Below are 23,104 nucleotides of genomic sequence, written 5' to 3'. Positions count from 1 at the left end.
GCCGAACTACCCATAGCCGTGGGCGACCGCCACGTCCGGGTGTGCCCGCAGCCTGCTCTTCCACGCGTTGCGGCCGTAGACCGCGAAGATCTTCTCGTTCGACGGGTCGGTGGTGACTCCGCGAGCCCGGTCGGCCAGTTCGGCGGGCAGCGTCAGCACCGGGAGCCGGGCGTCGAGCCGGGGATTGAAGAAGTAGGGCACCGAGATTCGTTCCCGCGTGCTGAGCGCGACACGATGCTCGGTCGCCCTCAGGTACCCGCCGCTGGCGATCTCCAGCATCTCGCCGATGTTCACGATGAACGCGCTGGGCAGCGGGTCGACGTCGATCCAGTCCCCGCTTACATCGCGAACCTGCAGACCCCGACTCCCCGGTTCGGCGAGCAGGAGCGTCAGCACTCCGGCGTCACGGTGGGCGCCGACGCCCTGGGGCGAATCGGCCTGCGCGGGATAGCGCACGATCTTGATCAGCGTGGCCGGTGTCTCGGCGAACGCCGCGTCGAACACGTCCTCGGGCGCACCCAGCGACGCCGCCCAGTCCCGCAGCAGCGTGCGACCGACGTCGGCCAACGCGGCATCCCACTCGGCGATGACGCCCGGTAGCTCGGGCAACGCGGACGGCCACTGATTCGGCCCCTGCAGCCGCAGGTACGGCTCCGACGGATCGGCGAGTGGGACGCGTTCGGGGCCGATGTCGATCTGTTCGCGCCAGTCGACGGTGCCGCCGGTCAGCTCCCCGCCCAGCCGCGTGTAGCCCCGAAAGTGCGGGCTACGCACCATCGCGACCGCGTCCTTCTCGGCCTGCGGCAGCGCGAACAGGCGACGGGCCTCGGTCAGCACGCGCTCGGTCAACTCGGCAGGGACGCCGTGCCCGGTGAGGAGGAAGAAGCCGACCTCGTGGGCGACGTCACGCAACCGGGCGCGCAGCGTCGAAGGGTCGTCGCCGAGGTCGACGACGGGCAGCGTCTGCCGCGACGTCCGCGAAGTCGTGTGCAGCGTGCTCACTCGCTCCATGCTCCCCCGTACCGCTGGGTCCCGCCAGCGTCCGGATCTGCCTGATCGGAAGCCGGTAACGTGTCGCCCACCATGTGGATCCCGCTCCTGATGATGGCCGTCGCGGTCAGCCTGGAGCCGTTCCGGATCGGCATGACGGTGCTCGCGATCAACCGGCCCCGGCCCGCACTGCAGCTGCTCGCGTTCCTGGCGGGCGGCTTCATGATGGGCATCGCGGTCGGCGTCGTCGTCCTGTTCGTGCTGCGGCCGGCCCTCGGATCGGCCCACTTCACGCTGCCCCGCGTGCAGATCGTGGTCGGCCTGGTGCTGCTGGTCAACGCCGCGCTGGTGGCCGCGGGCCTGCTGAGCCGGTCGAAGGCGACGAGCGGCGGGTTGGCCGAACGCATACCGGCATCGATCTCGGGCCGCGCCCGGCGACTGCTCAACGGCGGTTCACTGTGGACGGCCGGTGTCGCGGGCCTCGGCATCGCGCTGCCGTCGATCGACTACGTCGCCGCGCTGGCGCTCATCGTCGCATCCGGCGCCACTGCCGCAACTCAATTCGGCGCGCTGCTGGTGTTCAACGTGGTGGCGTTCGCGCTCGTCGAGATTCCGCTGCTGTGCTACCTGGTCGCCCCGGACCGCACCCGCTCGATGCTCGCTGCGCTCTACGACTGGCTGCGCGCGCAGGGCCGCCGCGGGGTGGCCCTGCTGTTGGCGATCGTGGGCTGCGCGCTGGTCGGCGTGGGCTTCGCCGGCCTGTAGCAGCGCCTAGGGCTGCTGCGCCTGGTTGTTCAGCACGTATTGCATGCCGGCGAGGAGTTGTGACACGGGATCCGAACCGCCGCCGAAGGCCGCGTTCGTGGCGGGTGCGGTGACCTCCGCCGGGTCGTAGCCGTTGACCGGGTCCACCGTGATCGGCGCGGTCAGCGGATCGTCGTTGCGCGAATACCCCGCGTCGACCATCGGCTGCAGCACCGCGTCGAGCCGGTTCAGCGTCTCCGCCGGGACCCCGAGGTACTTGAACGGCAGCACCAGCGGAAGGTGCTCCTCCGGGATCATGTACGTGGTGGTCTTCGCGCCGCGCGAGTTGACCGTCGTCCGAACGTTCTGCGGCGGCACCATGCTCGGGTTGGTGAAGGCCACCGCGGTATGGCCGGTCGCGAGGCCGACGATCGCGTTGGCGACGCTCATCCAGTTGTCCGGCCGGTCCGGCCAGTCGGCGATGCTGTCGTAGGCGGAGACGAACTTGTACGTGTCGTACTGGCTCTCTACCGGGGCAGGGATGCGGTAGTCCAGCGAGGGAACGACGGCGCCGACCGGGAACATCTGGGTCAGGAAGCTCTCGCCGAACGCATGCTTGCCGACGGGGTTGCCGTACGTGGCGAAGCTCAGCTGGTCCGGTGGCGGAGCGGCCGGGTCGTACGCCAGACGCGCCTGGACGTCGTCGAGCACCGACGCACCCTCGGAGAGTCCGATGACGGTGCCGGGGCCTCCGGCGCGGATTGCGTTGATCAGGTTGGGCCCGCCGACGTCGATGGACTCGCCGTAGCTTGGACCGTCGATGCCCAGCCCGGGGAAGCCGTCGTCGAGGCGGCCGATGCCCGGGAACAGCCGTTCCAGCGTGTGGCCCTGCACCTGTCCCGCGGGGTAGTCGACGATCTGGCGGTCGAGGCCGGGGAACCATTCGGCGCCGGTGCGCATGATGTATTCGTCGTACGGGATGCCGAGCACGTGCGCGCCGCCCAGGGCGTAGGCCCTGCCCGGGGTGCCGATCGGTGGCGGCGGTCCCTGCGGCCCGGCACCGGGGATCGGAGGCGGCGGCGGAACCGGAGTGTCGTCGGCCGCTGCGGTTCCCAGGCCGAGCACGCCTGCGGCGCCGATGGTCGCGAAGGCGGTGCCAAAGGCGAGAAGTCGCTTCATGGGGTTCTCACACTTCGCTCCCGGCCCTACTCGACGCCCTGCCTCGGGTCCCGACCCTACAGCGGCTCGCCCGCCATCGGCGGGGCTCACGCGTCGAGCCGGACGAACTGGTTCCGCCGATACTGCTCGACGCAGGCGACACGTCGAATCTTGCCGCTCGTCGTCGTGGGGATCGATCCGGGCGGCACCAGGACCAGATCGCCCACGTTCAGGCCGTGGGCGTTCGAGATCGCCGAGGTGACGTCGGTCTTCACGTCGCTGAGCCACCGCGGCAAGTCCTCGTCGCTTCGTTCCTTGAGTTCGATGACGGTGACCAGCTCCTCGGCGCTCTTGGTCGGCACCGATATCGCCGCGACCCGGCCGCGGGTGATCTGCTGGACCGTCGCCTCGATGTCCTCGGGATGGTGGTTGCGGCCGCGGATGATGAGCAGGTCCTTGATGCGGCCGACGATGAACAACTCGCCATCCGACACGAAGCCCAGATCGCCCGTTCGCAGCCACGGCCCCTCCGGCGTGCCGGGCGACGGGTCCACGAGCGTGGCGCCGAAGCACTGCTGCTCGTCCGCTGGCCTGTTCCAGTACCCGGTTGCGACGTTGTCGCCGTGCACCCAGATCTCGCCGACCACGTCCGTCGCGCAATGAGCGTGGGTGTCGACGTCGACGATCCGCACCGTCGGCGACTGCGGCAGGTCGTAGCGCGCCAGCGCCGTGCCCTTCCGGGCCGCGCACGGCTGGACACGGCCTGCGCCCAGTTCGTCGGCGTCGAAGTACGACGCGGGCGCTTCTTCACTCCAGGTGCCCGCCGCCACGAAGACAGTCGCCTCCGCAAGACCGTAGGCCGGGCGCAACATGTGATCACGAAAGTCGAAGTGCGCGAACCGATCCGAGAAACGCTCCAGGGTGGCCGGCTCGACGCGTTCGGCGCCGTTGATGATGCCGTGCACCCCACCGAGGTCGAGGCCTGCGATGTCGCCGTCGGTGGTCTTGCGGGCGGCGAGGTCGAACGCGAAGTTGGGCGCCGCCGAGAACGCGCGGCGATTCTCGGCCAGGGCGCGTATCCATCGAGCGGGCTTCTCCAGGAACGCAACTGGGCTCATCAGCGCCGCGGGATGGCCGCTGAGGATGGGTGCGCACACGCCCAGGACGAGGCCCATGTCGTGGTAGAAGGGCAGCCACGACACGAACGTGGCCGCACCGGCCGGCACGGGGTTCGCACCCGCGAAGAACGTGCGCATGATCTGCTCGAAGTTCGCCTGCAGGTTGAGGTGCGAGATCATGACCCCGGCCGGTAGCCGGGTCGAACCCGAGCTGTACTGCAGGTAGGCCGTGTCGGGGAAGTCGGCGGTCGCGGGAATGGGTTCACGAAGCGTGCCGTCGAGGTCCATCGAGTCGATCGCCACGACCTTCGGCGCGGCGTCCAGGCATGCCTGATCGACACCTGCCTGATCGACGTAGCCGCCGACGTCCGCCGCCGACGCCGACGTCGTGAGGACGATCGACGGCTGGGCATCGGCCAGGACCGAACTCACCCGGTCATGGGTCGAGCCGCGATGCGGCAGCGGTAGCGGAACCGCGACGAGCCCCGCCTGCATGCTGCCCAGGAAGGCGAGCACGTACTCCAGGCCCTGGGGTGCCAGGATCACCGCCCTGTCACCGATCGACCCGTGCAGCCGAATCTCGCGCGCCACGTTCATGGTTCGGCGCGACAGCTGCGACCACGTCAGCGTCTCGACGACACCGGCTGGGTCCCGGTCGTAGTCGGTGAACGTGAAGGCGACGTCATCGGGGCGCATGCTGGCACGTCCGTGCAGCACCGAGAGGATCGACGACTGGGCCACCGTGAATGAAGGCACTGTCGTCACCTCGCGTCCTCCACGATCGGTGGAGGGAGTTCGCTCATCCCCATCAGGCCCCTCCGCTTCGATTCGTAGTTTCACACATTCGGTACCGTGCGCGCTTCCCAGCCGCAGCTAGACCGGTTCTGCAGGCGATGGGACGGCGGACGACGGCGGCTGCCGCACGCCCATGCGCGACGGCCACCAGTTGGCCCGCCCGACCAGTGTGGCGATGGCAGGCACCGTGATCGTGCGTACCACGAAGGTGTCGAGCAGGATTCCCACCCCGATCACGAACCCGCCCTGGATCACGATGCCGATGCTCGAGAACAGCAGCCCGGCCATCGAGGCCGCGAAGATCAGCCCCGCCGCCGTGATCACACCGCCTGTCGAACTCAGCGTGCGGATGATGCCGTAGCGCACGCTGTGCGGAGACTCGTCGCGCATGCGCGAGACGAAGAGCATGTTGTAGTCGGCACCCACTGCGACCAGCACCACGAACGCCAACGGCGGCACGCTCCAGTGCAACTGCTCGCCGAGCAGGTATTGGAACGTCAGGATGCCGATTCCGATGGCCGCGAAGTACGAGACCACCACCGAGCCGACGAGATACAGCGGCGCGATGACCGACCGCAGCAGCAGCATCAGGGTCAGCAGGACGACGATGATGGTCGCGATGATGATGAAGCGAATGTCCTGCTGGTAGTAGTCGCGCGTATCGCGCAGCGCGGCAGGCAGTCCACCCATCGATATCGTCGCGTCGGCGAGCGTGGTGTTCGGCTGCGCACCCCTGGCAACGTCGCCGATCTGGTTGACCTGATCCATCGCCTCGGAGCTGAACGGGTTGAGTTCGGTCTGCACCAGGTACCGCACTGAACGGCCGTCCGGCGAGATGTACGCCTGAGCCGCCTTCTGGAAGTCCGACAGGTTCAGCACCTCGGGTGGGATGTTGAACCCGGCCTGCGCCGGGTCGCCTGCGTTGCTGCGCATGTTCAGCAGGAACGTCGATGCCTCGTTCAGGCCAGCGGCGATCACCTTTACCTGCTCGACGAGTTCGTCCACGCCGTTGGCCACGTCGCGGCTGCCGCCTGCCAGCTTGTTGGCACCCTGCTGCAACTCGCGCAGACCGGCCTGCGGGCCGCCGGGCCGATCGAGTCCCATGGCCTTGACGGCCTTGTTGGCGCTGGTGAGGGCGGCGTTGAGCTTCTTGACCGTCGCGTTGAGCGACTCCTTGTCGTCGACGCTCTGGAGTTCTCCGGCCAGCTGGTTGATCTGGTCGAGGCTGCCGTCGTTGTCCGCGTCGACGAGGCGCTGGAACTGCATGCGGGTGTCGCGGCAGGAGGGGTTGGCGTCGCAGATCTGGTTGCCCTGCAGCGCCGCCAGCACCGGGCCGATCCAGGCGAAGACGTTCTTGACCGCCGCGAAGTTCACGCCCATGGAGTTGGCGAGCGCGTTCACGCTGGCGACCAGCTTCGCCGCGACCTCGACGTCGCGCACCAGCTTGTCGCCGTTGTCCTCGGTTCGGACCGCGGACAACGTGTCGACCAGGCTCTGGATGCTGGGCGCTATCTGGTTGATCTGGGTGCGCACGTCGGCGAGGCTCTCGGCCATCGTGTCGGCCCCGGCGGCGAGTCGGTTCAGATCCCCGCTGCGCTGGCCGATCTGGGCGGAGCCGCCCGCCAGCCGGTCACCGACGATGCCTGCCTGGAACGTGGCCCGGAATTCCGGCGGCACCTCCCCGAGGGGCCGGGTGATGCCGCTGACCATGCCGATGTCGGGCAGCTGCTCGACGCGTGAGGCCAGCTGCTCCAGGTCCGCCAGCGCTCGTGGCGTGCGCAGATCGTGGGGCGACTGGATGAGGATGTACTCGGGGATCGACTGGCTGATCGGGAAGTGGCGCTCGAGGGCGGCGTACCCGATCGAACTGGGCGCCGATGCCTCCACGACCTTGCGGTCGTCGTAGTTGTAGCGGGCGAAGATCGACATCCCGGCCAGCAGCGCCAGGACGAGCAGGCTCGCGACCAGGTGGGTCACCGGCCGGCGGACGATGCGGATGCCCGAACGTCGCCAGAACCGGGTGGTCAGTTCACGCCGCGGCTTGACCCAGCCGCGCGGCCCGGCGAGCACCAGGATCGCAGGCAGCAGGGTCACCCCGGCGAGGTAGGCGACGCCGATTCCGATCGCCGACGACACCCCGACGGTCTTGAACACGCCCATCTTGGCGAAGCTCAGCAGCAGGAACGTGAGGCCCACCGTGATGGCGGATGCGGTGATCACCTTTCCGATCGACGCCATCGCCGCCTTGACCGCGGCGTCGTACTCGGCGCCCGACCGCAGGTAGTCGTGGTAGCGGCTGATGAGGAAGACGGCATAGTCGGTGCCTGCGCCGGCGATGATCGCGCTGAGGAACACGATGGACTGGTTCGAGACGCCTGCGCCCGTCAGATGGGAGTAGCCGGCCACCACCGCTTGGGCGACCACTAGCGACGAGCCGATCGTGACGAGCGGCAGCAGCATCGTGACCACGCTGCGGTACACCAGCAGCAGGACGGCGAGCACCAGGAAGGCGATCGCGAGCTCGATCGGCAGACGGTCCTGCTCACCCGCGACGGTCAGGTCGGCGACGGTCGCCGCGGGTCCGGTGAGGTGCACGTCGAGCGGGCTGCCCGCGACGCTGCGCTCGACGACGTCGGCCACCCGGTTGAACGCGTCGAACGCCTGCGGTGTCCCCAACTCCCCCGCCAGACTCACCGGCAACACCCAGGTCGTCTTGTCCTCGCTCGTCAGGAACGGCCGCAGCTGAGGCGTGGCGACGAAGTCCTGGACGGACACGACGTCGCGCACGTCGTCGCGCACCGCGTCGACGAGCTTGCGGTACGTCGCCTCGTCGGCGGGTTCCAGCCCGTTCTCGTTGATGAGCGCGACCAACAGGAGGTTGTCGTTGCCCGGCTCCTGGAACGCCTCGGTCATCTTCTCGGCGGTGACGCTCGACGGCGCATCGCTGGGGAGGATCGCGAGCGGGTTGCGCTGCGCCATCGTGCCCAGCGACGGAAAGGCGAGCGGCAGTGCGATCGCCAAGGCGACCCACACCCCGATCACTGCCCATGGCCACCGCACCACGAGATCGGCTAGCCGTCGCATATCGCCCTCACCCTCGCCCCGAATCCCGCGTCACGCTGCCGTCGGATCGCACTCCGCTATGCCACGCGTCCCCATTGCCCGCTGTCGGCGACCCGCCCCACCACCGACTTCATCGCCTGCATGTAGCGGGTGACCGACTTCCTGGCAACCGGGTTGTCGGGATGCATGATCGCCATCACCGTGCCCTCGCCGTAGCGGAAGACGTAGATCGTCAGCTGGTAGGAGAACCGGCCGTCGGGGTAGATCCCGATGTCGTTGGCCAGCCCCATGTCCGCCGCGGCCAGGATCGCGTTGAGCGGAGCAGCGCCGCCGTGCAGGAAGTTCGACACCGGGAAGTTCGGCTGCGGCCAGTTCAGCCATGGCGCCAACTCCAGGACGCGGTAGTACGGCACCCTGGCCATGTCGAGGCCGGCATCGAACGACGACTGCGCTGCCCACGCGGCATCGCTGAACGACGTCGCGGCGATCGGGACGCTGATCGGGATGAGGCCGGTGAACCAGCCCTGGGTCATGAAGTTGTCGCCTGCCGTGCGGGAATCCCTCGGCGTCAGCCCGTGATAGGTGAGCGCGCCGGTGAATTCGTGTTCCACGAGGCCGAGGCACGCGAACAGACCGCCGACGAACCGGGCGCCCGCCGCTGCGCAGGCCTCGTCGAAGCGTTGGGTCTGCGCGGTGTCCAACAGGACCTCTGAGGTCATGTCGCTGCTGGTCGCCTCGTTCGGGTCGCCCAGCGGCAGCGGGAAGTCGGGGAAGCCGTCACCGTTGTTCTCGGCGAAGTCGATCCACCGCTGCACACCGGGCGAATCGACGGTCAACGCCGAGGTGTAGTCGTGCTCGCGAACGCAGAAGTCGTCGAAGCTGCCCGCATCGGGGAGCGTCAGGGCGTGACCGCCACCGCTCAGCGCGGAGTACATCCCGTTGGCTTCCATCATCGTCGTGCCGATCAGCGTGGCGTCGCCGTGCACGTGATCCATGGAGGCGAAGAACTTGAAGTCGTTCTCGTTCTGGATGACGCCGAACGTGAAGCAACCCCACTCCAGCGGGTTCGGGATCGCCACCACGTGCGCGCGGATCTCGTCGACGGTCAACTGTCCCTGATCCACCGGCACGAACTCGATCTGCGCCGGGTCGTCGATGGCGCGCCGGATGAATTCGCCGGCGTCGGTCCGTTCGAACCAACTGCGGAACGTGTCGTGCCTGCGCAGGTAGGCGTTCACGGCGTCGTTCATGGCGGCGATGTCGCACTGGCCGGGCATCTCGCAGCTGGCGATGATCTGCCGGGAGAAGTTGAGCCCCGCGTCGTTCCTGTCGCAGTAGTTGCGGAGGTGCTGACGCTGCATGTGGCTGACCGGCACCGAGCTGACCGGCGCCTGCCGCGCGACGTCCGCAGCTGCGGCCGTTGGATGCCAGGAGGTCACCGAACCCGGGGTCAACGACCATTCGTGGAGTGCGCCGACCGTGATCTTCCCGATGCGCAAGCTATGGCCCTTCCGGTTCTGCCCGTCCGCCGGCAAAGCTCCGGCAGCACCCTTGGCGGGGATCAACATACCCTCGTCGGGGCCTCGACCGTCGACCACGACGCCGCGCACGAGCCGTCACGAACGTGTCATAGTTGCCCCCGAAGTTCGATCGTGGCACGGGGAGGACAACTGCATGGGATCCGTCGAAGGTCAGATCGATCCGACCCCTCGCTTCGCCATCGTCGGGTATGCGGCGCGCCTGCCTGGGGCCAGAGATGCAGATGAGTTCTGGGAATTGCTGCGTGACGGCCGTGACGCAATTTCCGAGGTCCCTCGAGATCGCTGGGACGCCGACGAGTTCTTCGACCCCGAACCAGGTGTGCCCGGCAAGATCGTGACCCGTCGTGCCGGTTTCGTTGACGACGTGACCGGGTTCGACGCCCCGTTCTTCGGGATGGCGACGCGTGAGGTCCGGCTGATGGACCCGCAGCATCGGATCTTGCTGGAAACGGCGTGGCGCGCGGTCGAGCATGCCGGGATCGCGCCGTCCTCGCTGGCCGAGAGCAACACCGGCGTGTTCGTGGGTCTGGCCACCCACGACTACCTGGGCATGCAGTCAGACGAGCTGACCCACGACGAGATCGAGGCCTACATGGCCATCGGGACGTCGAACGCCGCGGCGGCGGGACGGATCAGCTACCGACTGGGTCTGCAGGGGCCGTCGGTCGCCGTCGACACGGCGTGCAGTTCGTCGCTCGTCGCGATCCATCAGGCATGCCAGGCGCTGCGCCTGGGCGAGTGCGACCTCGCGCTCGCCGGCGGTGCGAACGTCCTGCTTGCCCCGGCCACGATGATCACGTTCTCGCACGCCCGCATGCTCGCACCCGACGGTCGGTGCAAGACCTTCGACGCGGCCGCCGACGGCTACGTCCGCGGCGAGGGCTGCGGCGTCATCGTGGTCAAGCGGTTCGAGGACGCGATCCGCGACCGTGACCGGATCCGTGCCGTGATCCGAGGCAGCGCCGTCAACCAGGACGGCGCCTCGGGTGGCCTGACGGTGCCCAATGGCGTTGCGCAGCAACGGGTCATCGCCGCCGCGCTGAGGTGCGCTGACCTCGAACCCCGTGACGTCGGATACCTGGAGGCGCACGGTACCGGCACGTCGCTGGGCGACCCCATCGAGGCCCAGGCGGCGGGTGCGGCGCTCGGCGTCGGACGCGCACCGGACCAGCCGCTGCTCATCGGCTCGGCGAAGACCAACATCGGGCACCTCGAAGCAGCCGCAGGCATCGCGGGCGTCATCAAGGTGGTCCTGTCGCTCGAGCACCAGACCCTGCCCAAGCATCTCAACTTCGAGAACCCGTCACCGCACATCCCGTGGGACCGGCTTCCCGTGGAAGTGGTTCGGCAGACCACCCCCTGGGAGCACGGCGGACGCCCCCGCATCGCCGGGGTCAGCTCGTTCGGGTTCGCCGGGACGAACGCGCACGTCATCCTCGAGGAAGCTCCGGTGGCCGCCGAAGCACTGGTGCGGGACGCGGATCCGGGCCGCTACCACGTGCTCCCGCTGTCGGCGCGGACGCCGGCGGCATTGACCCAGGTCGCCGGCCTGTACCGCAGTTGGATGAGCGAACACCCGGAGGCCACCCTGGCCGACGTGTGCTTCACCGCCGGTGCGGCGCGTGCGCACCTCGAGCAACGGGCCGCGCTGGTGGCCGACACCAGGGAATCCGCCATCGAGCTGCTCGGTGCGCTCGCAGACGACCGCCCCGCACCCGGTCTGGTGCGCGGCGAAACCCATGACGTACCCAAGACGGCCTGGCTGTTCACCGGCCAGGGCAGCCAGTACCCCGGCATGGCCCGTGAGCTGTACGCCGCCGAGCCGGTGTTCGCCGAGACACTGGACCGGTGCGCGACCGCGGTCGCCGACGTGCTCGAGAAGCCGCTGCTGGACGTGATCTTCGGCCTAGACGAGGTTGATGACGCCACCCTGCGGCAGACGTCCTACGCGCAGCCCGCCCTGTTCGCGGTCGAGATGGGCCTGGCCCGCCTGTGGCAGTCCTGGGGCTTCGAGCCGGACGTGGTGCTGGGCCACAGCGTCGGCCAGTACTCCGCGGCGTGCGTCGCCGGGGTGTTCGGCATCGAGGACGGCGCGCGGCTGATGGCCGAACGCGGCCGCCTCTTCGGCAGTCTTCCCGCGGGTGGGCGCATGGTCGCGGTGTCCGCCGCCGCAGAGCGCGTCGAGCGTCTGACCGACGACTACCCGAGCCTGTCGGTCGCGGCGTACAACGGCGGCAATACCGTACTGTCCGGTCCCGCAGCCGATTTGGAGCCCGCAGTCGCCGTGCTGGCAGCCGACGGCGTGCGGTGCGACTGGCTGGACACCAGCCACGCGTTCCACTCGGCACTGCTGGACCCGATCCTCGACGAGTTCGAGTCCTACGCCGACGGGTTCGAATTCGGTGCGCCGCAACGAATCCTGATCGACAACCGCACCGGTGCCGCGCTCGGCAGGAGCGTGCAGCTCGACGGTTCGTACTGGCGCCGGCACGCGCGCCAACCGGTGCAATTCGCCAAGAGCGTTCGCACCCTCGCCGAACTGAACTGCAAGCTGCTGGTCGAGATCGGGCCGCGGCCGGTGCTCACCGCGGCGGCCCTCGGCGCCTGGCCCGATCCGGCCACCGCACCGCGGGTCATCACCTCGTTGCGCCGAAACACCGCCGATCACCGGCAGATCACCGAAGCGGTTGCCGACGCATACGTTCTGGGCCACCTACCCGACTTCGCCGCGTTCGCCCAGAGCCTGGCGCGCAAGCTCGACCTGCCCACCTATCCGTTCGAGCACCGCGAGTACTCCTTCCGGGACGGCCAGCAGGCCGACCGGCGGGAGACCCGGCAGCAGAGTGGCGGTCCGCGTACCGACGCCGTGCGCCTCCTGGAGGACGGCCGCATCGAGGAACTCGCGGCCCTCCTCGACGGTGCGGGCGGCGACGAGCACACCGTGTCGGTGCTGACCAAGCTCGTGGACCGGCACAACCAGCAGCGGACGACCCAGTCGATGGCGAACGACCGCTACGAATTCCGCTGGGACGTCTCCACTACCCCCGTCTCCGACGCTGGCACGGACGCCGACTGGATCCTCGTCGGCGACGCCGGCGATGCGATTCGCCCCCTGGTCGACCTGCTGACCGCACGCGGCCACCGCCACCGCGTCCTCGGATTGCCGTCGTCGGATGCCGAGGAATCGGAACTCGCAGACGCGTTGCGCGCTGCGGCAGCACACAGTTCGGCGCTGCGGATCCTCGACGTCGCGGCGCTGTCCGCTTCTGCACCCTCGATGCGGTCGCTGCTGCGGATGCACCACGACGTCCTCGGCGGAACCCGGCGACTCCTGCGCGCCGCGGCGGCCGCCGACCTGCGCGCTCCCGTCTGGGTGGTGACCCGCGGCGCTCAACGCGTCACCGACGCCGACAGCGTGTGCCCGGATCAGACGTGCCTGTGGGGTTTCGGCCGCGCAGCAGCACTCGAACTGCCGCACGTATGGGGCGGTTTGGCGGATCTGGGCGACGGCGGCACCGCCGAGTGGTCCGAACTCGTCGACCGTATCTCCGCGCCGGCAGGCACCGCCGCCCGCGAGGACCAGATCGCGCTGCGTGATCGCACGGTCTACGTTCCCCGCTTGGTCAGGCGGGTCGAACAGCCGAGCGGTACGCCGCTGAGCGTGCGCGGCGACGCCACCTATCTGGTGACCGGAGGCCTCGGCGCCATTGGCTTGGAGATCGCCGGCCACCTGGCTGCCCTGGGCGCCAAGCACTTGATCCTCACCAGCCGACGCGCACCCGACGACGCCGTCGCCCAACGAATCGCCGCACTGGGCGACCAGCACGGCTGCGACGTCCGCGTCGTCACGGCCGACGTCGCCGATGCGCACGACGTCGCACGCCTACTGGCAGTCGCGCGGGCCGGGATGCCACCGCTCGCCGGCATCGCGCATGCCGCAGGCGAGATCGCCACCACCGCCCTTACCGATGTGGACGACGCCGAGGTGGATCGCGTCTTCGCCGGAAAGGTCTGGGGCGCATGGCATCTGAGCGAAGCAGCCGCTGACCTGAACCTCGACTTCTTCATCAGCACCTCGTCGATCGCCGCGGTGTGGGGCGGCTTCGGCCAGACCACCTACGGCGCGGCGAACGCCTTCCTCGACGGGCTGGCGTGGCGGCTGCGCGAGCAGGGCATCGCGGCGACCAGCGTGGACTTCGGCCCGTGGTCGGCGGGCATGGCCGACGCCGAGTCCCGCGCGCGCCTGGACCAACGCGGCGTCCGGACCCTGTCCCCCGCCGATGCCCTCGCGGGTCTGGCCGACGTCGTGGCGACGTCCGCTGCGCACGGCGGGTCGGCACAGGGTGTGGTGGCCCGGATCGACTGGGCCCGCTTCCTCCCGCTCTACCAGCAGGCGGGACGGCGGGCATTCCTGGCCGAACTGGAACGCGAGGTGCCCACCGCACCGGCGGCAGCAGTGTCCACCACGGCGTCGGGCAAGACGCGGCTGGTCGAGCAATTGACGAATGCCCCCGTGCAGCAACGCAAACGGCTCCTGACCGACTACCTGCGCAACGCGGTCGCAGAGGTGACGCGCGTGGACGTCGAGGAGATCCGCGAGGACGCGGGGTTCTTCGACCTCGGCATGGATTCGTTGATGGCCGTCGAACTGCGACGCCGCATCGAGCAGGGCGTCGGCAAGGAGATTCCCATCACGCTCGTGATGGACCATCCCCGCCCGACGGACGTCGCCGACTACCTGCTCGGCGACGTGCTCGGCCTCGGTGAGCAGGCCGCCCCGGCACCGCGCCCCGCGCCCGTGGCGCGGACGAGCACCGACGAGCCGATCGCGATCGTTGCGGTGTCGTGCCGCTTCCCCGGCGCGCCCAACCCGGAAGCGTTCTGGGAGTTGCTCGCCGACGGTGTCGACGCCATCCGTGAAGTCCCCGAGGACCGCTTCGACATCGACGAGTTCTACGACCCCGATCCCGACGCCGCGGGCAAGACCTACACGCGGTTCGGCGGATTCCTCGACGGCATCGACGGATTCGACCCGGAGTTCTTCGGCATCTCGCCGCGCGAGGCCGTGTGGATCGAGCCGCAGCAGCGGCTGATTCTCGAGACCGTCTGGGAGGGCCTGGAGCGCGCCGGGTACTCGCCTGCATCGCTGCGCGGCAGTTCGACCGGCATCTTCACCGGCGTGGCCGCCAACGAGTACGCCCACCTGCTGTCCGCCGAGTCGATCGACAAGATCGAACCGCACTTCATCACCGGCAATGCGCTCAACGCCATCTCCGGTCGCGTCGCGTTCGCGCTGGGCCTCGAGGGTCCCGCGGTCGCATTGGACACCGCGTGCAGTTCGGCGCTGGTCGCCGTGCACCAGGCCTGCCTTGCCCTGCGCTCCGGCGACTGCGACATGGCGCTGGCCGGCGGGGTCAACGTCCTGCTGAGTCCGGTGACGGTCGTTGCCGCGTCGCGCGCCCGGATGCTGTCCCCGGCGGGGCGGTGCAAGACGTTCGACGCCAGCGCCGACGGATACGTGCGCAGCGAGGGCTGCGGCATGCTGGTGCTCAAGCGGTTGAGCGACGCCGAGCGCGACGGCGACCGGATCTGCGCCATCATTCCCAGCAGCGCGGTCAACCAGGACGGTGCGTCCAGTGGCCTGACGGTACCCAATGGTGGTGCGCAGCAACGGCTCATCGGCACGGCACTGACCCGTGCCGGCCTGACCGGCGGAGACGTCGACTACCTCGAGGCACACGGCACGGGCACGCCGCTGGGTGACCCGATCGAGGTCCAGGCCGCCGCAGCCGCCTACGGCGGTTCGCGCGACGCGAACCGGCCGCTGCTGATGGGATCGGTGAAGACCAACATCGGCCACACCGAATCCGCCTCGGGCGCAGCAGGGCTGATCAAGGTCGTGTTGTCGTTGCAGCACGGCCTGCTGCCGAAGAGCCTGCACTTCGACAACCCGTCACCGCACATTCCGTGGGACTCGCTGCCCGTACGCGTCGTCGCCGAGTCGACGCCGTGGCAGACCAACGGCAGGCCGCGCCGGGCAGGCGTCAGTTCGTTCGGGTTCACCGGCACCAACGCGCACGTGCTGATCGAAGAGGCGCCGCAGCCGGAAACTGCGACTCCGGAGGCACCGCAGTCGCAGGATCAGCGGGTCGACGTGCTCGCGCTCTCCGCGCGGTCACCGGAAGCCCTCGTCGCGCTGGCTCAGCGGTACGAGACCTGGTTGACCATCAACCCCGACGCCGACCTCGGCGACGTCTGCCTCACGGCAGGCACGGGCCGTTCGCACTTCGAACACCGCGCCGCACTGGTCGTCGACTCGATCGAAGGCGCGCGTGCAGCTCTTGCCGACCTGGCCGAGAATCGCCTGCGCCCCGGCGTCGTTCGCGGCGAGCACACGCACCGCCCGACGACGGCGTGGTTGTTCACCGGACAGGGCAGCCAGTACCCGGGCATGGCCAGGGAACTGTTCGCGCACGAGCCGGTCTTCGCCCAGACCGTGCAGCGCTGCGCCGACGCGGTGGCGGACATTCTGCCGCGCCCGCTGCTGGACGTCGTGTTCGCCACCGACCGTGAAACGGGCGGAGAAGCCGGAAAGGCCCTGCGGGACACGTCCTTCGCGCAACCGGCGCTGTTCGCCGTCGAGATGGGCCTGGCCCGGCTGTGGCAGTCGTGGGGCATCGTGCCCGACGTGGTGCTCGGGCACAGCGTCGGTCAGTACGCGGCGGCCTGCGTGGCCGGGGTGTTCAGCCTCGAGGACGGCGCGCGGCTGATGGCCCAGCGCGGCCTGCTGTTCGGCAGCCTGCCCGAAGGCGGGCGGATGGTCGCGGTGTTCGCCGACGCCAAGCAGGTCGAGGAGGCCGCAGGCGCGTTCCCGCGCGTGTCGGTGGGCGCCTACAACGGTCCCAACACCGTGCTCTCGGGCCCTGGCGAGGACCTGGAACGGCTCGTCGCGACGTTCGAGGACGAGGCGATCCGCTGCACCTGGCTGCAGACCAGCCATGCCTTCCACTCCGAGCTGCTGGAGCCGGTGCTCGACGAGTTCGAGTCCTACGCCGCCCGACTGCGGTTCGCGACCCCGACGTTGCCGCTGGTGTGCAACCGCACCGGTGCCGTGCTGACGGCGCAGACCCCGCTCGACGCCTCTTACTGGCGGCGGCACTCCCGCCAACCGGTGCAGTTCGCCGAGAGCGTGCGCACAGTCGCGGCGCTCGGATGTTCGGTACTGATGGAGATCGGTCCGCAACCGGTGCTGACCGGTGCCGCGGTACAGGTCTGGCCGGAACACCTGGCGGCTCCGCGCGCGATCGTCTCGCTGCGCAAGGGCGTCGGCGATCGGCGCCAGATCGCCGATGCGCTGGCCGCGGCCTACGTCGGCGGGCACCAGCCCGACTTCGCCGGCCTGCACGGCAGGCCCGGCCGCAGGCTGGAGTTGCCCACCTATCCGTTCCAGCATCGCCGCTTCTGGCCGAAGACCTCCGGGCTCGCCATGGACGGCGGCGGGCCTGCGGTATCGGGCATCCTCGGCAACGCAAAGGATCTCGCCTCGGGCGACTCCGTCTACACCAGCAGGCTGTCCGTGAAGTCGCAGCCGTGGCTCTCCGACCACGTCATCTACGGCACCGTCGTGGTGCCCGGCGCGACGTACGCCGCGATGGCACTGGCCGCGGTCGGTACGCCCGCGCGGGTGAAGGACGTCTTCTTCTACGAGCCGATCATCCTGCCCGAGAAGGCGTCCCGCGAAGTGCAGCTGACGTTGCATCCGCTCGAGGACGGCAGCGGTTTCACGTTCACCGTGCACAGCCGCCCGTACGGCGTGCGCGACGCGGACTGGGCCCTGAACGCCGACGGCACCGTCGCGGCCGGTGCGGCTGACGACGGCGACGTCACCGACGAGCCGGAGGGCACGCAGCCCGAAGCCGTCGAGGAGACGATCGAACGACTCGACCGCATGCGTCCGCAGGAGCTGTTCGAGACCTTCGCCGACATGGAGCTGGCATGGGGGCCGACCTGGTCCGGATCCCTGAAGTCGCTGTGGCTGGGCGACGGCGAGGCGATCGGCGACATCCTGGTCGGTCCCGAACTCGCCGAACAGCTCGGGACCGAGCCGATGCACCCGGTGCTGATGGACCTGTGCACCGGTGTCGCCTTCCCCGCGTTCCCCGCGCTGCTCGCCGCCGAGCAGGGTGTCAGCGATCTGTTCCTGCCGCTGCGGTACGGGCAGGTGACGATGCGGGAGAAGATGCCCCGGCGCTTCTACTGCCGCGCCACGTGGCACGCCAACGACCTGGACAACGAGACCCAGGTGTTCGACCTGGACTTCGTCGACCGGGATGGCCGCCACCTCGGCGGTATTCGCGAGTTCACCGTGAAGCGCGCGCCTCGGGAGGCGCTGCTGCGCGGTCTCGGCGGCGACGCGACCCGCCTGCTGTACACCCTCGGCTGGCACGAGGTGCCCGTACCGCCAACCGACGGTGCCGGAAACGTCAACGGCACGTGGCTGATCGCCGGGTTCGACGAACTGGCCGCCATGGTGCCGGGGTGCATCCCGTTCGACCGCGCCGGCGATGCGGAGCAGCTGGGACGGGTGCTGGCCGATGCCCACGAGCGGGGCATGGGTTTCTCCGGCGTCGTGTGGCGGGCCAGCGGGCCGGGTTCGGCAGCCGAAGACCTCGGCTCGGGGAGCGCGGCAGCACGGGTCGAGACCGAGATCGCCAACCTGCTCAGCGCGGTACACACCGTGCAGCGCGGCGACGTGAAGCTGCCCGGCGGATTGTGGATCGTCACCGAACGGGCCGTGGCATGCGAGTCCGGTGAGCCCGTCGACCCGGTGCAGGCTGCGCTGTGGGGCTTCGGCCGCACGGCGATCAACGAGGAACCCGCGCTGCGCGCCAAGCTGGTCGACTGCGACGGATCACCAGAGGCCGTGACCGCTCTGGCAGCCATGCTGGCCACCCCCGTCGACGAGCCGGAACTGGCTGTGCGACAGGGCAAGCTGCTCGCGTCACGGCTGGTGCCGTGGGCCCGCACCGGTCATCTCACGGTGCCGCGCGGCGGCGACTACGTCCTGGCGCCCACCGAGCGCGGGGCGATCGACAACCTCCGCCTGACCGAGAAGGACGTGCCGTCGCCGGACGAGGGCTACGTGCAGGTTCGGGTGGAGGCCGCAGGCCTCAACTTCCGCGACGTGCTCAACGTCCTTGGCCTGTACCCCGGCGACCCCGGACCGATCGGCGGTGACTTCGCCGGCGTCGTGACCCAGTTGGGCGACGGCGTAACGGGACTCGAGGTGGGTCAGCGCGTCTACGGTTCCATGCAGGGTGCGTTCGCCAGCCGGTTCAACGTGCCCGCCCTGTTCCTCGCACCGATTCCGGACGGGGTGAGTGCGGTCGAGGCCGCGACGATTCCCGCTGCCGCGCTGACGGTGCGGCTGTCGTTCGACTGGGCCCGGCTCAAGCCGGGCGACAAGGTGCTCATCCACGCCGCCAGCGGTGGCGTCGGGTTGGCGGCCGTCCAGATGGCGCAACAGTGCGGTGCCGAGGTGTTCGCGACGGCCAGCACCTTCAAGCGGTCGACGCTGAGCCAGCTCGGCGTGAAGTACGTGTATGACTCCCGCACAACGGAATTCGCCGACCAGATTCTGGCGGACACCGGCGGCGCAGGCGTCGACGTGGTGCTCAACAGCCTGACCAACGAGGGGTTCATCGAGGCGACGCTGCGGGCCACCGCCAAGGGCGGCCGCTTCGCCGAGATCGCCAAGCGTGACATCTGGTCGCCGGATCAGATGGCGCAGGCCCGGCCGGACATCGCCTACGAGATCGTCGCGTTGGACACGGTGATGCTCACCGAGCCCGAGCGCATCCGCGACCTGCTCACCGAGGTGTCGGAGGGACTGGCCGAAGGCGTGTGGACGCCGCTGCCCGCCGAGATCTACCCGCTGACCGAGGCCCGGGCGGCGTTCCGTCGCATGCAGCAGGCACGGCACATCGGCAAGATCGTGCTGCAGATCCCGGAGCCGCTGGCGCCGAGGGCCGATCGGAGCTACCTGATCACCGGTGGCCTCGGCGCGATCGGTCTGCACACGGCGTCGTACCTCGCCCAGCTCGGCGCCGGCGACATCGTGCTGACCAGCAGGCGTTCACCCGACGCGGATGCGCGCCGGGCGATCGACGACATCACCGAACGCTTCCGCTGCCGCATCCACGTCATCGCGGCCGACGTCGGCGACGAGGACGAGGTCGCCGGGCTGCTCAAGCGGATCCGTGCGGAGTTGCCGGCGCTGGCGGGTGTGGTTCACCTGGCGGGCGTGCTCGACGATGCGCTGCTGTCCCAGCAGAGCATGGAGCGCTTCCGAACGACGATGGCGCCCAAGGCCTTCGGCGCCTACCACCTGGACCGGCTGACCAGGCACGACGAACTGGACTTCTTCATCGTGTCGTCCTCGGTGTCGAGCCTGTTCGGCTCACCAGGGCAGGCAAACTACGCCACTGCCAACGCGCTGCTCGACGGCTTGGTCGCGCAGCGGCGTGCGATCGGCCTGCCCGCCACCGGCGTCAACTTCGGCCCGTGGGCCCAGGGCGGCATGGCGTCGTCGGAGGCTGCGACCGCGAACATCAGTGCCCAGGGCCTGATTCCGCTGGAACCCTCGGCGGCGCTGAGTGCGCTGGCAGAGGTCGTCGCCAACGGAACGGGCCAGGCGACGGTCATCAAGGCCAACTGGCAGCGTGCCGCGAAGGTGCTCGGCGCGTCCCGTCCCCCGATGCTCGACCTGGTGTTGCCGAGCGCGGCCGGTGAGGCGATCGGTGACAGCGAGCTGCTGCGGCAGCTGCAGGAGATACCGGTGCAGCAGCGCGCCGGGTTCGTGACGGAGTTCCTGCAGCGCGAGGTGCAGAACTTCCTGCGGCTCGCGCAACCACCCGCGGCGACCAGCCGGTTCCTCGACCTCGGCACGGACTCGCTGATGGCGATCGAACTCCGCAACCGGTTGCACAGTCAGTTCGGTGGCGCGTTCACGATCAACGCGACGGCGGTGTTCGACTACCCGACGATCGGAGGGCTCGCCGACTACCTGGTGGGTCAGCTGCCGGACGCCGAGACGGCGGAGGCGCCTGCGCAGGAGGCGGAACCCGTAGCAGCGGCGGGGAGCTGAGCACGGACACTGGGCGATATCGAACGGTTTCGGGACGTCTGCCCGTGATCGGTGTTGCAGCGCGCGCGGCGCCGGTACGCTGGCCCACCATGGTCGACAGTTCGCGGCGGGCTCAGCCGAAACCCTTACTGGCATTGGCGTTCTCGGTGCTCGCCGTGGTAATCGCCTCCGGTGTCGGCGGGTTGGCGTCGACGAGTTCGCCCGAGGAGTACGCACGGCTCGACCAACCGTCCTGGGCGCCACCGTCGTGGGTGTTCGGCCCGGTCTGGACCCTGCTGTACGTCATGATGGCCGTCGCGGCCTGGCTGGTGTGGCGCAGCGGCTCGTGGTCGCAGACCCGTCCCGCGCTGACGGCGTACGCCGTTCAGTTGGTGCTCAATGCCGCGTGGACGCCGCTGTTCTTCGGCCTGGGCTGGCGCGGTATCGCGTTCGTCGAGTTGAGCGTGCTCTGGCTCGTGCTCGTCGGAACGGTCGTGCTGTTCCTGCGACGCAGTACCGTCGCCGGTTGGTTGCTGGTGCCCTACCTGGCGTGGACGACGTTCGCGCTCTGCCTGAACTTCGCGGTCTGGCAGCTCAACTCCTGAGGAGAGACGTATGACGAAGTCAGTGTTCATCACCGGTGGCGCGACGGGAATCGGCCGGGCGACGGCGCTGCTGTTCGCCAAGCAGGGCTACCTCGTCGGCGCCTACGACATCGACGAGGCCCGGCTGGAGGTGCTCGAGCGCGACGTCGCCGCACTCGGGGGTCGCAGCGTCGTGGGGCACCTCGACGTCACCGACGCCGCAGAGGTGGCGCAACGGCTCGGCGAGTTCCACGAGGCAGCAGGTGGACGACTCGACGTACTGATCAACAACGCGGGCCTGCTCAACGCCGGGCGCTTCGAGGAGATCCCGCTCGACGTGCACCACCGCGAGATCGAGGTCAACGTCAAGGGCGTGGTCAACGGACTGCACGCCGCGTTCCCGTACCTGAAGTCGACCCCGGGCTCCGTCGTCGTCAATCTCTCGTCGGCGTCGGCCATCTACGGCCAGGCCGAACTCGCCAACTACAGCGCCACGAAGTTCTTCGTCCGCGCCATCACCGAGGCGCTGAACCTCGAGTGGGATGCCCATGGCATCCGCGTCATCGACATGTGGCCGCTGTACGTGCAGACCGCGATGACCCGCGACGTGAAGACCGGCACCACCGACTCGCTGGGCATCCGGTTGACGGCCGAGGACATCGCCGCGGGCATCGTGGCCGCGGTCGATCCCGCGCTACCGCGCAAGGTGCTGCGCCAGGTGCACTTCCCGGTGGGCGTGCAGGCGAAGGCGCTCGCGGCGGGTGCGCGGTTCTCGCCAGCGTGGCTCACCCGCTGGGTCAACAAGCGCCTCGCGGGTCACTAGTCGGCCCAGCGCGTCGCCTCGACCTCGTCCGGCAGCGGCGCGTGCAGCGGCACGTCGAGTCCGTCGTAGATGCCCGGCTTCTGCGTCGAGAGCCATTCGATGGCGCCGAGGAGGCGGTTGGCGGCCGTGGTGTTGCCGCCATCGGCGCGTGTACCGCCGGGCACGTCGGCCCGGGTGACGATCGTGAGCTGCGGGTCGCCGTCGATGATGACGCGGTGGTCGCCGACGCCCTCGTCGGGCTGCGGCCAGTCCGGCGCGCATGCCGGGTCGATGCGGGTGATGTGTTCGACGACGACGCGCTGTTTGCCGCCCGACCATCCGATCACCTTGAGGAAGAACGCTCCCTGAGTGCCCTGCTCGAAGTGGCCCATGACGTTGTCGACCGGATGCTCGAGCGGGAGCCGCTCGACTTCTTCGGTGATCTCGTCGATCTCGAGGCCCAGCCCCCGGCCGATCAGCCGGATGTTGCCGCCCCAGACCATCGTCGGTACCGATGGCAGCAGCATCATCGGCGTCTCGTCCATGAGACCGCCGAAGCCGCACGACACCCGCACCGCGTACGGCTGGTCGTAGGTGGAGTAGTCGAAGATCTCCTGGCAGCGGATGGTGCGGATCCGCGTACAGAGACCGGCCGCCATCACGGCCAGCGCGTCGTTGGCCCAGCCCGGGTCGACGCCGCTCACGAGCAGTGCGGCACCGCCCTCTTCGGCCGCGGCCGTCAACCGGTCGACCCACTCTGCCGGCGCGGACCTTGGGTCGTACAGCGAGTACAGCGACGGCGTGACGACGACCTTGCCCGCCCGCAGACACCGCTCGATGTCGGCGAGCGCGCCCTCGGGCCGGATGTCGCCCGAGGCCATGTAGGCGACCGCGTCACACTGTGCGAGCGCCGCTGGAAGATCTGGGCCGTCGAGGCTCACGGCGACGCCGGTGGGCTCGGCGAGGCCCGCGAAGTCCCCGGCGTCGCGGTTTGCCTTGTCCGGAGAGGACGTGATGACGCCGGTCAGCTCGAGACCCGGAAACGCCGTCGTGGACCGAATGGCGGTCGCTCCCATGTTGCCCGTTCCCCAGACCACCACACGCCTCATCTGGCACACCCTAGTGGCCACGGCCGCCTGCTCGTGGCAGACATCACATTCCCGAGAAAGCCCTGGTCAGTTCGC

The 23,104-nt window shown here is 69.4% G+C and carries 10 protein-coding genes; 4 read left to right on the top strand and 6 right to left on the bottom strand.

What is annotated here, in order from left to right; all coding sequences use genetic code 11:
- Window positions 1-6 precede the first annotated feature (6 nt).
- Complete coding sequence (locus tag LOK44_RS25670; protein WP_372481322.1) at window positions 7-1,011, bottom strand: isopenicillin N synthase family dioxygenase; 1,005 nt, start codon at window positions 1,009-1,011, stop codon at window positions 7-9.
- A 72-nt stretch (window positions 1,012-1,083) separates the two neighbouring features.
- Here LOK44_RS25670 and LOK44_RS25665 point away from each other — a divergent pair, with 72 nt between their 5' ends.
- The gene (locus LOK44_RS25665; RefSeq protein WP_237572912.1) at window positions 1,084-1,755 is read left to right on the top strand and encodes a GAP family protein; all 672 of its coding nucleotides are present in this window, start codon (window positions 1,084-1,086) and stop codon (window positions 1,753-1,755) included.
- Window positions 1,756-1,761: 6 nt separating this feature from the next.
- Here the strand turns inward: LOK44_RS25665 and pe are convergent, their stop codons facing one another.
- The 4 genes from pe to LOK44_RS25645 form a co-directional block, all read right to left on the bottom strand.
- Window positions 1,762-2,913: an acyltransferase PE gene (pe, locus tag LOK44_RS25660; RefSeq protein WP_237572911.1), complete on the bottom strand. Its 1,152-nt coding sequence runs from the start codon at window positions 2,911-2,913 to the stop codon at window positions 1,762-1,764.
- A gap of 86 nt (window positions 2,914-2,999) precedes the next feature.
- Window positions 3,000-4,751 carry an AMP-binding protein gene (locus LOK44_RS25655; protein WP_237573007.1) on the bottom strand — a complete coding sequence of 584 codons (1,752 nt, stop codon included), beginning with the start codon at window positions 4,749-4,751 and terminating at the stop codon, window positions 3,000-3,002.
- A 132-nt stretch (window positions 4,752-4,883) separates the two neighbouring features.
- A complete protein-coding gene (locus LOK44_RS25650; protein ID WP_237572910.1) occupies window positions 4,884-7,889 on the bottom strand; it encodes an MMPL/RND family transporter in 3,006 nt (1,001 codons plus the stop codon).
- A 56-nt stretch (window positions 7,890-7,945) separates the two neighbouring features.
- On the bottom strand, window positions 7,946-9,367 hold the full coding sequence (locus tag LOK44_RS25645; protein WP_237572909.1) for a condensation domain-containing protein: 1,422 nt from the start codon (window positions 9,365-9,367) through the stop codon (window positions 7,946-7,948).
- Window positions 9,368-9,542: 175 nt separating this feature from the next.
- Between LOK44_RS25645 and LOK44_RS25640 the strand changes: the two genes are divergently transcribed.
- From LOK44_RS25640 to LOK44_RS25630, 3 genes are all read left to right on the top strand, one after another.
- Window positions 9,543-20,555 carry a type I polyketide synthase gene (locus tag LOK44_RS25640; RefSeq protein ID WP_237572908.1) on the top strand — a complete coding sequence of 3,671 codons (11,013 nt, stop codon included), beginning with the start codon at window positions 9,543-9,545 and terminating at the stop codon, window positions 20,553-20,555.
- Window positions 20,556-20,644: 89 nt separating this feature from the next.
- Entirely contained in the window at window positions 20,645-21,139 is a 495-nt protein-coding gene (locus tag LOK44_RS25635) for a TspO/MBR family protein (protein ID WP_237572907.1), read from the top strand.
- Window positions 21,140-21,149: 10 nt separating this feature from the next.
- A complete protein-coding gene (locus LOK44_RS25630; protein ID WP_237572906.1) occupies window positions 21,150-21,941 on the top strand; it encodes an SDR family oxidoreductase in 792 nt (263 codons plus the stop codon).
- Here the strand turns inward: LOK44_RS25630 and LOK44_RS25625 are convergent.
- Window positions 21,938-23,029 (bottom strand): NAD(P)H-dependent amine dehydrogenase family protein, encoded by a 1,092-nt coding sequence (locus LOK44_RS25625; protein ID WP_237572905.1) that lies wholly within the window; start codon window positions 23,027-23,029, stop codon window positions 21,938-21,940. The two genes, LOK44_RS25630 and LOK44_RS25625, sit on opposite strands and share 4 nt — an antisense overlap.
- Window positions 23,030-23,104: the final 75 nt, after the last annotated feature.

It is taken from the genome of Mycolicibacterium lacusdiani, from assembly GCF_021916785.1.
Classification (GTDB): domain Bacteria; phylum Actinomycetota; class Actinomycetes; order Mycobacteriales; family Mycobacteriaceae; genus Mycobacterium; species Mycobacterium lacusdiani.
This window is presented reverse-complemented; position numbering and strand designations above follow the sequence as displayed.